Annotated in this window: 14 protein-coding genes; 4 read left to right on the top strand and 10 right to left on the bottom strand. The window is 69.6% G+C overall.

Annotated features, from left to right (window positions below):
• Positions 1-141 precede the first annotated feature (141 nt).
• A complete protein-coding gene (locus OG285_RS22815) occupies positions 142-636 on the top strand; it encodes a type II toxin-antitoxin system PemK/MazF family toxin (RefSeq protein WP_371792045.1) in 495 nt (164 codons plus the stop codon).
• Positions 637-769: 133 nt separating this feature from the next.
• Here OG285_RS22815 and OG285_RS22810 read toward each other — a convergent pair whose 3' ends face one another.
• From OG285_RS22810 to clpS, 7 genes are all read right to left on the bottom strand, one after another.
• Positions 770-1,720: a cysteine synthase gene (locus OG285_RS22810; protein ID WP_356833243.1), complete on the bottom strand. Its 951-nt coding sequence runs from the start codon at positions 1,718-1,720 to the stop codon at positions 770-772.
• An 8-nt stretch (positions 1,721-1,728) separates the two neighbouring features.
• Positions 1,729-2,007: a MoaD/ThiS family protein gene (locus OG285_RS22805; RefSeq protein ID WP_164266499.1), complete on the bottom strand. Its 279-nt coding sequence runs from the start codon at positions 2,005-2,007 to the stop codon at positions 1,729-1,731.
• Between the two features lie 99 nt (positions 2,008-2,106).
• Positions 2,107-2,271, bottom strand: coding sequence for a hypothetical protein (locus OG285_RS22800; protein ID WP_371792044.1), 165 nt, complete (start codon positions 2,269-2,271; stop codon positions 2,107-2,109).
• A gap of 94 nt (positions 2,272-2,365) precedes the next feature.
• Positions 2,366-2,782: a M67 family metallopeptidase gene (locus OG285_RS22795; protein WP_356833241.1), complete on the bottom strand. Its 417-nt coding sequence runs from the start codon at positions 2,780-2,782 to the stop codon at positions 2,366-2,368.
• A 101-nt stretch (positions 2,783-2,883) separates the two neighbouring features.
• Positions 2,884-4,311 carry an amino acid permease gene (locus tag OG285_RS22790; RefSeq protein ID WP_356833239.1) on the bottom strand — a complete coding sequence of 476 codons (1,428 nt, stop codon included), beginning with the start codon at positions 4,309-4,311 and terminating at the stop codon, positions 2,884-2,886.
• Between the two features lie 371 nt (positions 4,312-4,682).
• Entirely contained in the window at positions 4,683-5,381 is a 699-nt protein-coding gene (locus tag OG285_RS22785; protein ID WP_356833237.1) for a DUF2017 domain-containing protein, read from the bottom strand.
• On the bottom strand, positions 5,381-5,695 hold the full coding sequence (clpS, locus tag OG285_RS22780) for an ATP-dependent Clp protease adapter ClpS (RefSeq protein ID WP_266856596.1): 315 nt from the start codon (positions 5,693-5,695) through the stop codon (positions 5,381-5,383). Before clpS ends, OG285_RS22785 begins: the two co-directional genes overlap by 1 nt.
• 165 nt (positions 5,696-5,860) lie before the next feature.
• On the opposite strand from clpS, the gene OG285_RS22775 reads away from it, so the two are divergent.
• A complete protein-coding gene (locus OG285_RS22775; protein WP_371792043.1) occupies positions 5,861-7,189 on the top strand; it encodes a nicotinate phosphoribosyltransferase in 1,329 nt (442 codons plus the stop codon).
• A gap of 130 nt (positions 7,190-7,319) precedes the next feature.
• Positions 7,320-7,904, top strand: a complete 585-nt coding sequence (locus tag OG285_RS22770; protein ID WP_371792042.1) for an isochorismatase family protein — start codon at positions 7,320-7,322, stop codon at positions 7,902-7,904.
• 132 nt (positions 7,905-8,036) lie between these two features.
• Here OG285_RS22770 and OG285_RS22765 read toward each other — a convergent pair whose 3' ends face one another.
• Both OG285_RS22765 and OG285_RS22760 read right to left on the bottom strand, forming a co-directional pair.
• The gene (locus tag OG285_RS22765; RefSeq protein ID WP_356833395.1) at positions 8,037-8,342 is read right to left on the bottom strand and encodes a hypothetical protein; all 306 of its coding nucleotides are present in this window, start codon (positions 8,340-8,342) and stop codon (positions 8,037-8,039) included.
• Positions 8,343-8,465: 123 nt separating this feature from the next.
• Positions 8,466-10,835, bottom strand: a complete 2,370-nt coding sequence (locus OG285_RS22760; RefSeq protein WP_371793588.1) for an immune inhibitor A domain-containing protein — start codon at positions 10,833-10,835, stop codon at positions 8,466-8,468.
• Positions 10,836-11,284: 449 nt separating this feature from the next.
• Here OG285_RS22760 and OG285_RS22755 point away from each other — a divergent pair, with 449 nt between their 5' ends.
• Positions 11,285-11,620 carry a hypothetical protein gene (locus OG285_RS22755; protein ID WP_371792041.1) on the top strand — a complete coding sequence of 112 codons (336 nt, stop codon included), beginning with the start codon at positions 11,285-11,287 and terminating at the stop codon, positions 11,618-11,620.
• A gap of 56 nt (positions 11,621-11,676) precedes the next feature.
• Here the strand turns inward: OG285_RS22755 and OG285_RS22750 are convergent, their stop codons facing one another.
• A complete protein-coding gene (locus OG285_RS22750) occupies positions 11,677-12,360 on the bottom strand; it encodes an RDD family protein (protein ID WP_356833227.1) in 684 nt (227 codons plus the stop codon).
• Positions 12,361-12,362: the final 2 nt, after the last annotated feature.

Genomic DNA, 12,362 nt, shown 5'->3' with positions numbered 1-12,362 from the left:
GAGCGGTGGCCGCTCCTTCACAGGACGCCGTTGTGGGGGAACTCACCTGCACTGTCACCGGTTCGGGTGGGCGGCGCGTCCCTGCGGCCCTGCTGCGGCGTCGTGCCGGGCGTTCGGGGCCACACCGGTACGGTCCTGGGTATGGATACGACGTGGTTGCTGGCGCTGATAGCTGTCGTGCTGATTGCCCTGGTCGCCTCGGTCGTCGACGGGCGTGCGCGCGGCGGGCGCCGGCAGCGGGGGCTGCGGCGGCCTCCGGGGCGGGCCGGCGGCCGGGAGCCGCGGGCGCCGGCGCGGCGGCCGAAGCGGTCCGGGCGGCCGGGGCGGGTGCCGCGGGCGGGCGAGATCTGGTGGGCGCTCGTGCCGTACGAGGACGGGCCAGGTGGCAAGGACCGGCCGTGCCTGGTGCTGTCGGTACGGGGCGACGCGGCCCTGGTCGCCAAGATCACCAGTAAGCACCACGAGGAGCGGCCCGGGGTGATCGCGCTGCCGGCGGGGGCCGTGGGCGATGCGCGGGGGCGGCGGAGCTTCCTGGAGACGGACGAGTTGCGGGATGTCGGGGTACGGGAGTTCCGCCGGTGGGCGGGCGATGTGGACCCGGCGGTGTGGGACCGGGTGCGGCACCTGGCGGGGTAGGCGCGCGGGCCGGGTGTCGCGGCGGACACGGCGGCGGGACATGACGCCGGGCGGCGGGCGCCGGGCGGCGGGCGCGGGGCGGCGGCCGGAGTGGCTCCCGGGCCGCCGCCCGGCCTGACCCGGGCGGGAGGCCTCAGGCCCAGAGCTGGCCCTGGAGCGTTTCGATGGCCGCTTCCGTCGTGGGCGCGGTGTAGACGCCGGTCGACAGGTACTTCCAGCCGCCGTCCGCCACGACGAAGACGATGTCCGCCGGGGTTCCCGCCTTGACGGCCTTCTTCCCGACGCCGATCGCCGCGTGGAGCGCGGCGCCGGTCGAGACACCCGCGAAGATGCCCTCCTGCTGGAGCAGTTCACGGGTACGGGTCACCGCGTCCGCGCTGCCCACCGAGAAGCGGGTGGTGAGCACCGATGCGTCGTACAGCTCGGGGACGAAGCCCTCGTCCAGGTTGCGCAGGCCGTAGACCAGGTCGTCGTAGCGCGGCTCGGCGGCGACGATGCTGATGTCCGGGACGTTCTCGCGCAGGTAGCGGCCGACGCCCATGAGGGTGCCGGTGGTGCCGAGGCCTGCCACGAAGTGGGTGATGGAGGGCAGGTCGGTGAGGATCTCCGGGCCGGTGGTCGCGTAGTGCGCGCCGGCGTTGTCCGGGTTTCCGTACTGGTAGAGCATCACCCAGTCGGGGTGCTCGGCGGCCAGCTCCTTGGCGACGCGTACGGCCGTGTTGGAGCCGCCTGCCGCCGGTGAGGAGATGATCTCCGCTCCCCACATGGTGAGCAGGTCGCGGCGTTCCTGCGAGGTGTTCTCCGGCATGACGCAGACGATGCGGTAGCCCTTGAGCCTGGCGGCCATGGCGAGCGAGATGCCGGTGTTGCCCGACGTGGGCTCCAGGACGGTGCAGCCGGGGGTCAACCGGCCGTCCTTCTCCGCCTGTTCGACCATGTGGAGCGCGGGGCGGTCCTTGATCGATCCGGTCGGGTTGCGGTCCTCCAGCTTGGCCCAGATCCGGACGTCGTCCGACGGGGACAGGCGCGGGAGCCGCACGAGCGGGGTGTTGCCCACCGCCGCGAGCGGGGAGTCGTATCGCATCAGGGGGCTCAGACCATGCCGCCGGCCACGGCCGGAAGGATCGTGACGCTGTCGCCGTCGGCCAGCTTGGTGGAGATGCCGTCGAGGAAGCGGACGTCCTCGTCGTTGAGGTAGACGTTCACGAAGCGGCGGAGCTGGTCGCCGTCGACGATGCGCTCGCGGATGCCGTTGTGCCGGGATTCGAGGTCGGTGAGCAGGTCGGCGAGGGTGTCACCGCTGCCTTCGACCGCCTTGGCGCCGTCGGTGTAGGTGCGGAGGATGGTCGGGATGCGGACCTCGATGGCCATGGCTGGGCTCCTGTCGGAATGGTGAGGCGGAGGGCGCGGCAGCGCGCGTGGTGCCGGTAATGCCGGTGGTGGTGCGTGGTGCTTACGCGGGGCCGCGGCTCAGACGGCAGCGCGGCGCGGACAGATTGCGCTGTCGAGGCGGCACAGGTCGACGTGCAGCCGGGCGGCTCCACATCCAAAGGCTCCCAGCAAGGAGGTGGACGCGGAGCGCAGCGTGACGGGCGTCGCGCCCGGCGTCTTTTCGCTCACGTCTTGGGAAACCATGGGCTCATCGTATCGATTCCCGTCCCCCTGTCCGAGGTGTCGTCTCGGTATGCGGGATCGATCTGTCCGGCTGGCGGACTGGTCGGCGGATCGGCTACGGAATGACGGTCACTTCCTCCTCGGTGACCACGCCGTCGGCGATGCGGTACGAGCGGAACTGGAAGGGTCCCGCACCGTCCGTGTCGGCGGTGGAGACGAGGACGTAGTGCGCGCCGGGCTCGTTCGCGTAGGTGATGTCCGTACGGGACGGGTAGGCCTCGGTCGCGGTGTGCGAGTGGTAGACGATCACGGGTTCCTCGTCGCGGTCGTCGAGGTCGCGGTAGAGCTTCAGCAGGTCCGCCGAGTCGAACTCGTAGAACGTGGGTGAGCGCGCGGCGTTGAGCATCGGGATGAACCGCTCGGGGCGGCCGGAGCCCTCCGGGCCCGCGACCATGCCGCACGCCTCGTCGGGGTGGTCGGCGCGGGCGTGCGCCACGATCTGGTCGTACAGGGCCTGGGTAAGGGTCAGCATGCCGTTCAGGATAAGCAGAGGGGCCGCCCCGTACCGGAGTGCGGTACGAGACGGCCCACATGCTGGGAATGCGCTGCGGTCACACCGGGAACGGGCCCCGGTCAGCGCTTGGTGAAGGCTGCGCCTTCCGGGTTGCGGGACCTCAGCACCAGATACGTGACGCCGAGGAGCACGGCCCAGAAGGGGGCGGCGTACAGCGAGACGCGGGTGTCCTTGTCTATGCCCATCATCACGATGACCAGAGCTATGAAGGCGAGCGAGAACCAGCTGGTCCATGGGGCGCCGGGAGCCCGGAAGCTGGACTTCGGGAGTTCGCCGCGGTCCGACTTGGCGCGGTAGCGGATCTGGCAGATGAGGATCACGATCCAGGCCCACATGCCGGAGATGGTGGCGAAGGAGACGACGTAGTTGAACGCCTGGCCCGGCCACTGGTAGTTGATCCAGACACCGACGAGCATCAGCGCGGCGGAGACGGTGGTGCCCAGGAGCGGGGTGCCGCTCTTCGTCAGGGAGGTGAAGGCCTTCGGCCCCTGGCCGTTGAGCGCCAGGTCACGCAGCATCCGGCCGGTGGAGTACATGCCGGAGTTGGCGGAGGAGAGGGCCGCGGTCAGCACGACGAAGTTGACGATGGCCGCGCCCACGCCCAGGCCCATCTTCTGGAAGGCGGCGACGAAGGGGCTGACACCGGGGTGGAACGCGGTCCACGGGACGACCGAGAGGATCATGATCAGCGCGCCGACGTAGAAGACGGCGATGCGCCAGGGCACTGTGTTGATGGCCTTGGGCAGGACCTTCTTGGGGTCCTTGGACTCTCCCGCGGTGACGCCGACCAGTTCGACGGCGAGGAAGGCGAACATCACGATCTGGAGGGTCATCAGGGTGCCGGTGATCCCCTTGGGGAAGAAGCCGCCCTGGTCCCAGAGGTGCGCGACGCTCGCGGTGTCGCCGGCGTCGGAGAAGCCGACGGTGAGGATCCCGGCGCAGATCAGGATCATGCCGATGATCGCGGTGACCTTCACCATCGAGAACCAGAATTCCAGCTCACCGAAGATTTTCACCGACATCAGGTTCACGCCGTAGAGGATGACGGTGAAGACCAGTGCGGAGAGCCACTGCGGGATGTCCCACCAGTAGGTCATGTAGGTGGCGGCGGCGGTGACTTCGGTGATGGAGGTGACGACCCAGAAGAGCCAGTACGTCCAGCCGGTGACATAGCCGGCGAAGGGGCCGATGAACTCCCGTCCGTACTCCGAGAAGGAGCCGGAGACCGGGCGGTACATGAGCAGCTCGCCCAGGGCCCGCATGATGAAGAAGATGACCAGGCCCGCGATGGCGTACGCGAGTATGAGGCTGGGGCCGGCTTTCGCGACGGCCTTGCCCGCGCCGAGGAAGAGACCGGTGCCGATGGCGCCGCCGATCGCGATCATCTGGATCTGGCGGGCGCCCAGGCCACGCTGGTATCCCTCGCCTGATCCGGCGCCCTCGGCCTCACTGCCGTCGTAGTCCTGATCGACCTGCACTGAGGTCATGGTGTTACGCCTTTCTCCATGCCGATCCGGCCTGACGAGGCTCGGATCGACTGTGACGATCCTGGAGGGCAGAACCCGCGGATGGTGGAGTGCTGTCGGCGGTCGGCCTGACTGGCGGCCCCGGGGACGGGGGTGGTGTCCCCGGGTGGTCGTGAAGATTTATCACGGCGGCATCAGAGATCATTCCGGCCAAATGTGACTCACGCCACTGGAAGAACGGGACGAAAAACGCCGGGCGGAGCAAAGTAATCGGCCACGGTGACGTCATTGTTATCCGGATTTGAGCGTCATTTGAGCGTGGCCGGACAACGCCCGCCCCGGGCCCGGAACGGGGCGTCCCGGGAGGGCCCGGGGCAAGCCCTCGGAACCCCTTACGGCATCAGGGTCTCGACGAGGGTTTCCTGGAGCGCGCCGAGCCAGAGGTAGGCCATCACCATCGGCTTGCGGGGGTCGTCGTCCGGGAGCCGGTACAGCCCGCCGTCGTCGGAGTCGGGCCCGTCGTCGTCGGAGACGTCGAGGCGGGTGCCGATGGTCAGCCGGAGGTCGTTGAGCGCGCCGAGCCAGTGGCGCGAGTCCTCGGGCGAGAGCGTGAGCCGCACGGTGCCCTCGGGAAGGGCGCGCCCACGGCGGCCCCTGCGGGTGGCCCCACGGGGCTCGTGGGGCTCGTGGGGCGCGTCCGGCCCGCCGGAGGCGTCGGCCCCGTCGGAGGGGCCGCCGTGAGCGCCGCCGGCCGCTCCTGCCTGGTCGAGTGTCCGTACGAGCGCCAGCGCGTCCTCGCGTTTGCGGGTGCGCAGGTCGTTCTCGGTGAAGCGGCGGAACTCCGACGAGAAGTCGGGCTCCTCGTCGCCGTACGCGTCGGGGAAGAGGCGGGCCAGCGCCGGGTCGTCCGGCGGCTTGCTCGGGCCCTCGGAGAACAGCGAGGCCAGCGGGTCCTCGCCCTCGACCGGCTCCTCACCGGGGCCGACCAGCTCCAGGAGCTGGACGGCGAGCGAGCGCAGGATGGACATCTCGACCTCGTCGAGCGCGACGGCCGCGCCGCCGCCCGGCACCGTCTCGAACTGTCCGGCCATCAGTTGCGGTCCTGGGTGAGAGTGGCCCACAGGCCGTATCCATGCATCGCCTGCACGTCGCGTTCCATTTCCTCGCGGCTGCCGCTGGAGACCACGGCCCGGCCCTTCTGGTGCACGTCGAGCATCAGCTTGTGCGCCTTCGCCTTCGAGTAGCCGAAGTAGCTCTGGAAGACGTAGGCGACATAGCTCATCAGGTTGACCGGGTCGTTGTGGACGAGCGTCACCCACGGGACGTCGGGCTCGGGGACCGCGAAGGTCTCCTCGGCCGATTCGGGACGTTCGATCTCTACAGGGGCGACACTCACGCCACCCATGCTGCCACCCGCGGAGTGGCGGCGCACACACCGGTCCCTAGATCTCGTCACTCTGACGAAATAGGGGGTAGCATCCTTCGTACGCCCCATCGAGCGGGGGACAGCACCGGGAGACCCGGCCGGCGGAGCCGGACCGGCCCGGACGAAAGTGCGAGGTTGACCGTTGTGAACGTTGCGGACCTTGGCCTGCCGGTACATGTGCCGTCGACAGCGCTCTTCACGGACCAGTACGAGCTCACGATGCTCCAGGCCGCCCTGAAGGCCGGTACCGCCGACCGCAGGTCGGTCTTCGAGGTCTTCACCCGGCGGCTGCCCGAGGGCCGCCGGTACGGAGTCGTGGCGGGCACCGGGCGCGTCCTGGACGCCGTCGAGAACTTCCGCTTCGACGAGGACCAGCTCCGGTTCCTGAGCGAGCAGAAGATCGTCGACGCTCCCACCGCCGAATGGCTCGCCTCCTACCGCTTCAGCGGCGACATCTGGGGCTACCCGGAGGGCGAGGTGTACTTCCCGGGCTCGCCGGTCCTGCGGGTCGAGGGCTCCTTCGCGGAGTGCGTCCTCCTGGAGACCGTGATCCTCTCGATCCTCAACCACGACTCGGCCATCGCGGCTGCGGCCTCCCGGATGAACGCGGCGGCCGGCGGCCGCCCGCTGATCGAGATGGGCGCCCGGCGCACCCACGAGCTGGCGGCCGTCGCATCGGCCCGCGCCGCGTACGTCGGCGGTTTCTCCACCACGTCGGACCTGGCGGCCGGATTCCGGTACGGCATCCCCACCGTGGGCACCAGCGCCCACGCCTTCACGCTGCTCCACGACGACGAGCGGCAGGCGTTCACCGCCCAGGTCGCCTCGCTGGGCGGTGACACCACCCTGCTGGTCGACACCTACGACGTGGCCGAGGCGGTCCGCACCGCCGTCGAGGTGGCCGGGCCCGGGCTGGGCGCGGTGCGCATCGACTCCGGGGACCTGCTGCTCGTCGCGCACAAGGTCCGCCAGCAGCTGGACGCGATGGGCGCGACGAGGACGAAGATCGTGGTCACGTCCGACCTGGACGAGTACGCCATCGCCTCACTGGCCGCCGCGCCCGTCGACGCGTACGGGGTCGGCACCCAGCTCGTCACCGGCAGCGGCCACCCCACCTGCTCGATGGTCTACAAGCTGGTGGCCCGCGCCACGTCCGCCGACCCGCAGGCCCCGCTCCAGCCGGTGGCGAAGAAGTCGCTGGGCGCCAAGACCTCGCGCGGCGGCCGCAAGTGGGCCGCGCGCAGGACCGACGCCGACGGGATCGCCGAGGCCGAGGTGATCGGCACCGGCCAGGTGCCCCCGGAGCTTCAGGACCGGCAGCTCCTGGTGGAGCTGGTCAAGGGCGGTGAGGTCGTCGAGCGGGAGTCGCTGGACACGGTGCGCGAGCGCCACCTCGCCATCCGGGCCACCCTCCCCATGTCGGCCTTCCAGCTCTCCCGGGGCGAGCCGGTCATCCCCACCGAGTACGCGTGAGCCAGTCCCGTACGCATGAACCACAGGTGAGCGGGAATGGAACGGCTGCCGGGGCGTCCTCCCGCACCGGCGCCCGCCGTCCCTCCGCCACCCCTTCTCCCACCGGTCCCTCCAGGTCAAGGACTCCGCCATGCACCGCGCCCTGATCGTCGTCGACGTACAGAACGACTTCTGCGCGGGCGGAAGCCTCGCGGTCGCGGGAGGTGCCGATGCCGCCGCCGCCATCACCGACCTGATCGGCCAGTCCACAGCCTGTTACCGGCATGTGGTGGCCACCCGTGACCACCATGTGAACCCGGGCAACCACTTCTCCCGGAACCCGGACTTCGTCCACTCCTGGCCGCCGCACTGCGTCGCCGGTACGGAAGGGGTCGGGTTCCACCCGAACTTCGCACCCGCCGTGGCGTCCGGCGCGATCAGCGCCGTCTTCGACAAGGGCGCCTACGCGGCGGCGTACAGCGGCTTCGAGGGCCTGGACGAGAACGGCGTACCGCTGGCCGACTGGCTGCGTGCCCGGGAGATCGAGGCGGTCGACGTGGTCGGTATCGCCACGGACCACTGCGTGCGGGCGACGGCGCTCGACGCGGTGCGGGCCGGGTTCGGCACGCATGTGCTGCTGGACCTGACGGCCGGGGTGGCCGCGGCGACGACGGACCGGGCGGTGGAGGAGATGCGGGCGGCCGGCGTGGAGCTGACCGGCAAGCCGGCGGTGTGAGGGACCCCCGCCCCTCCCCCGGCACCACCTGCACCCCCGGCGCCGGCACGGGCCCCGAGAGGCACCGGCGCCCGAATCAGCACCGCCACCGGTCCCACCGGCCGGCCGGCCACCACAGGCCGGCCGCGCGCGTCAGACGCCTTCGCCCAGCAGTGCTCTGATCGGATGCCAGAGCTCCGCCTCCTCCTGCGGCGCCGCGCGCCACAGCAGCCCGTCCGGATGGTGCAGGACGGCCGTGATCTCGTCCGGCGTCGGTGGCTGCGCGTTACCGCGCAGATACACCGCCCGCATCCCCAGGTTCCGCACCCGGGTCAGGGCGCGCGCCCGGTTCCCGGCGTGGACGAGGATCCGGACCTGGGTCATCCGGTCCGGGCTCGGCAGGGTGAGGGCGACCACCACGCTGCCGTTCGGAAGTCTGCTGAATCCGCCACCTGGCATACCGTTCATCTCCCCCGTGAGACGTTGTGTCAATAAGAGACGTGCAAGAGGCACCTAAACACGATCGGCCGCCGCCCGCTAGAGGGCGACGGCCGATCATGCTCTGACCTGCGGATATGTGACTCAGCGGTGCGAGGCGCCGACCTGGACCGTGATCGTCGAGCCGTCCAGCGGCTGCTTCAGGATCGAGATCCGGGTGTTGGTGTCAGTTACCTTGACACTTCCGGTCTCATTGTCCTTGTACCAGTACGTACCCTGGTGATCATCGAAGGCCGGCCGCCCGAGCTGCGGCAGGATCCGCTTGGCGACGTCCGCGTTGTGCAGCGTGAGCACGGGTGTCGGGTACCAGCTGAACGGCGCGTCGAAGGGCTGGATCTTGTTCCGCATGACCGTGCCGTCCGCCCACTTCAGCGGCTTGGCGTGCGAGTCGACCGGCAGGATCAGGCCCTGACCCGGGTGCGCGCTGACGTTGTTGTCCGGCTGCGAGGTGTCCCACTGCCAGATCATCAGGCCGCGCTGGTACGGGTAGTACTCCACCCAGTCCGGACGGGTCTTCGAGAAGCCGAAGTTGTACGGGCCCGTCTTCAGCGTCTGGTCGTACGACACGTACTGGCGGTTCTCGGCGATGTAGTACTGCGGGTAGTTCTTGGTGAAGGACTCACCGATGCGCGAGAAGCCCTTCGCGGTCCAACCCGCGTCGTCCGTCTCGGCGTTGTCAGTGAAGAGCGGGGCACCGTCGGCGTTCACCGAGATCTTGTCGGCCGCGAAGCCCTTGCCCGAGACACCGCCGTCGGACGAGTAGCGGAAGCGGAGGTCGATCTTCTTGCCCGCGTAGGCGTCCAGCGGGTACGAGAGGCTCTTGTACGCGGCGGACGAGCCGGTCAGCGCGGGCTTGTCGCCACCGTCGCGCGGGATCTGCGCGCCGTCGGCCTTGCCGTCGACGGCGGTCCAGTTGGCGCCGCCGTCCGTCGAGACCTCTGCGTAGAGGAAGTCGTAGTCCTTCTCGATGTCCCACCAGCCCGAAAGGTCCAGCGAGGCCTTGGACTTGCCGGTCAGGTCGACCGACCGGGTCAGGGTGTTGGAGAGGTTGTCACCCATCCCGCTCCACCACTGCTTGCTGCCCTCGGCCGGTTTGGCGATCGTCGTGGTGACCGGCTTGTCCGGCAGGGAGACGACGAGCGCCTGCTTGTTCTCGGTGTTGTACTCCGAGACGCCGAGCTTGTGGGTCGACTTCTTCGCGGCCTTGGCCGTGTCGTAGTCCAGCCAGCCCAGTTGGAGCTTGTCCCACGCGGACATATCGCCCGGCTTGTTGCCGATGGCGTTGTCCCCGGTGCTCAGCCAGGAGCCCGCCGACATCAGCGACCAGAAACCGACGCCGTTCTCAGCGGTGTTGGTGGTGTCGTACTCGTCCGGGAGCCCCAGGTCGTGGGCGTACTCGTGGGCGAAGACGCCGAGGCCGCCGTTCTCGGGCTGCATGGTGTAGTCGCCGACCCAGATACCGGTGTCGCCGATCGGCGTGCCGCCGGACTTGTTGTCGGCCGGACCCGTCTTGCCGGTGTCCGTGCCGTACACGTAGGAGCGGTGCGCCCAGAGCGCGTCCGGGCCCTCGGCGCCGCCGCCGGCGGACTCGTCCTCGCCGGCGTGCACGATCTGGAAGTGGTCGATGTAGCCGTCGGGCTCGTTGAAGTTGCCGTCGCCGTCGTAGTCGTAGCGGTCCCACTGGTCGTAACTCGCCAGGGTCGCCTTGATCTCGGCGTCGGTCTTGCCGGCCGCCTTCTGGGCCTTCGCCCACGCGGTGACGCCGTCGCGGACCAGGTCACCGGCGTTGGCACAGATGCTGGAGCCGCAGTAGTTGGAGCCGTAACGGGCCTCGTTGTACGGGACGGTGACCCAGTCGGCGACCTCGCCGTCGACGGAGTAACGGCCGGACGAGGTCTTCTCGTAGTACGACTTGAGCGAGTCCTTGCCCTTGCCGGTACCGAAGTAGAGGTCCTGGAAGTGCTGGCGGTTGTAGTCCGCCTGCCAGGCGGTGCTGTTGTCCTTCTTGCGGTCCGGCTGAGCGATCTCGTTGTGCGCGGGACCGGGCGTGCCGCCGTACTTCTTCACCGGCGGCTGCGGCCCGTCGGGGCCGTCCGGGTCGTACATGGTGGTGTTGTCGACCGTGTCGCCGAACTGCACCAGGACCGTGAATATCTTGTCGGTCTTCTCGCGGCCGAGCTCGACGTACTTCTTGTCGTCGAGGCGCACCACCTTGGAACCGCCGTGCGACTGCACCTTCTTGTGGCCGGATATGACCTGCTGCAGAGCCGACTGGCGTTCCTTGTTCTGCTGCTTGCTGAACGGGCCGTCCAGATTGTGCTTCTGGCCCTTGAGCTGCGTCGCCGGGTCACGGCGGTCGATCTTCTTCGAAGCAGCGCTGCCCGTGGGGGCCTTGGTGTCGGCCTGGGCGGTGGCGTACGCCGAAGCGGTGGCGGTGGTCGCGGCGATGGCCACGAGCACGGCTGCCACCCGGGTCGTTGCCCGTCTCTTGATATTCACTTGGTGCTGTCCTCCCCGAACGCGTCGCAAGTGACGACATTCGACCGGAGGTGCGCAAGAAAAGACAGATCTTGACTTGAACATAGCAACTGCATTATGCAGAGCACCGTTTCCGGTATTCGGACGGTGCACAGCGCGCGCACAGCGTCCGCCCAGCCGAGCCGGGATTCCTGCGGGGAACCTCACGGAGGGTCAACGGGCGCGTCGGCCCGGCCGGTGGGTGGTCGGCGTGACTCCGTGCGCCCCCCGTGCACCGGCACCGTGGGTTAGGCCACGCTTACTAATGGTTCCGCTCGGGCATCCGTCGGATTAGAGTCGCGCTCGACGGACGTGCCACTCGACGTATGGACCGACATGCTCCGCCGAGTCGACCACCCACCGCTGTCCCTAGGACGGATATCGCCATGCCGCGTCCGACTGTCGCACAGCTCTTGTACGGTTCGGCCACCGTCGTCTTCTCGACCCTTGCGATGCTGCTGCTCTCGCGTACCTCATCGGGCGTCGGAGTCGCGGTCATCGTCGTGGCGGCGCTGGTCCTGGGTCTCCTGGTCGCGGTGACCGTGCCCATGCCGAAATCGGCCCGCCCGGCCGGCCTGACCGGAGCCGGGGAAGCCGGTGCGGACCGTACGGCGGCCGACGCCACGGCCACACCGCCGGCCCCGCCGGCCCCGCGGGCATCCGCTCCGTCCGCCCGGACCGCCCCCGCCGAGCGGGTCGGCGGCCACTCACTGCGCGGCTGAACACCGGGCCCACGGGTCATCACCACCACCTGCGGGGTCTACGGGGGCCAAGGGGCCTACGGGGTCATCGCCACCACCACGGTCTTCGCCGCCTTGTCGTGCAGCCCCTGCTTGTACGGCTTGTCGAAGAAGCTCCAGCCACCGCAGATCGCGGTCCACACACAGGCGCAGCAGAACACCGCGGGCAGCCACAGCACGGCGGCCCGGACGAGTGCCGCCTGCGTGGTCGGCGTGGTGCCGTCGTTCAGGTTGGCGCACCGCAGGCCCAGCAGCCCCTTGCCCACGGTCTGCCCGTTGCGCTTGACCGTCATGAACGTGTCGTAGCCGATGTAGAGGACCGCCGCGATCACGCTCTGGCCGACCGACCGGCCGTAGTTCATGTGGTCCGTGTTGTACCTCAGCCCGCCGAAGATCAGTGAGATCAGCCAGACGACGACGGCGACGATCACGATGTCGATGATGCGGGCCAGCACCCGCTTGCCGCTGGGTGCGAGGGGCGGCATCCCGGCGAGGGGCTGGTCACCGCCGTACGCGCTGCCGCCGCCGTAGGCGTTCGGATCGTACGGCGGGGGTGTGCCGCCACCGTACGGACCGCCGCCGCCCGGGGGCGGAGGCGGGGGCGGCGCGCTGTCGTACGGGCTGCCGCCGCCCGGCGGGGGCGGCGGGTAGTCGTCCTGCGGCCTTTTGCGGAACGGGTCGTCCTCGGGGGGCTCTCCGGGCGGCGGCTGATCGGTGCTCATGG

It is taken from the genome of Streptomyces sp. NBC_01471, assembly GCF_041438865.1.
Lineage (GTDB): Bacteria > Actinomycetota > Actinomycetes > Streptomycetales > Streptomycetaceae > Streptomyces.
Note: the sequence above shows the minus strand (reverse complement) of the source record. Positions and strands in the feature narration are given on the sequence as shown.

Coding starts and splice junctions, on each gene's coding strand:
- OG285_RS22785 (WP_356833237.1), bottom strand. CDS start 5,381: ATGGCCGGACAGTTCGAGACGGTGCCGGGCGGCGGCGCGGCCGTCGCG.
- OG285_RS22790 (WP_356833239.1), bottom strand. CDS start 4,311: ATGACCTCAGTGCAGGTCGATCAGGACTACGACGGCAGTGAGGCCGAG.
- OG285_RS22750 (WP_356833227.1), bottom strand. CDS start 12,360: ATGAGCACCGATCAGCCGCCGCCCGGAGAGCCCCCCGAGGACGACCCG.
- OG285_RS22810 (WP_356833243.1), bottom strand. CDS start 1,720: ATGCGATACGACTCCCCGCTCGCGGCGGTGGGCAACACCCCGCTCGTG.
- OG285_RS22805 (WP_164266499.1), bottom strand. CDS start 2,007: ATGGCCATCGAGGTCCGCATCCCGACCATCCTCCGCACCTACACCGAC.
- OG285_RS22800 (WP_371792044.1), bottom strand. CDS start 2,271: ATGGTTTCCCAAGACGTGAGCGAAAAGACGCCGGGCGCGACGCCCGTC.
- OG285_RS22765 (WP_356833395.1), bottom strand. CDS start 8,342: ATGCCAGGTGGCGGATTCAGCAGACTTCCGAACGGCAGCGTGGTGGTC.
- OG285_RS22755 (WP_371792041.1), top strand. CDS start 11,285: ATGCCGCGTCCGACTGTCGCACAGCTCTTGTACGGTTCGGCCACCGTC.
- OG285_RS22795 (WP_356833241.1), bottom strand. CDS start 2,782: ATGCTGACCCTTACCCAGGCCCTGTACGACCAGATCGTGGCGCACGCC.
- OG285_RS22815 (WP_371792045.1), top strand. CDS start 142: ATGGATACGACGTGGTTGCTGGCGCTGATAGCTGTCGTGCTGATTGCC.
- clpS (WP_266856596.1), bottom strand. CDS start 5,695: ATGGGTGGCGTGAGTGTCGCCCCTGTAGAGATCGAACGTCCCGAATCG.
- OG285_RS22770 (WP_371792042.1), top strand. CDS start 7,320: ATGCACCGCGCCCTGATCGTCGTCGACGTACAGAACGACTTCTGCGCG.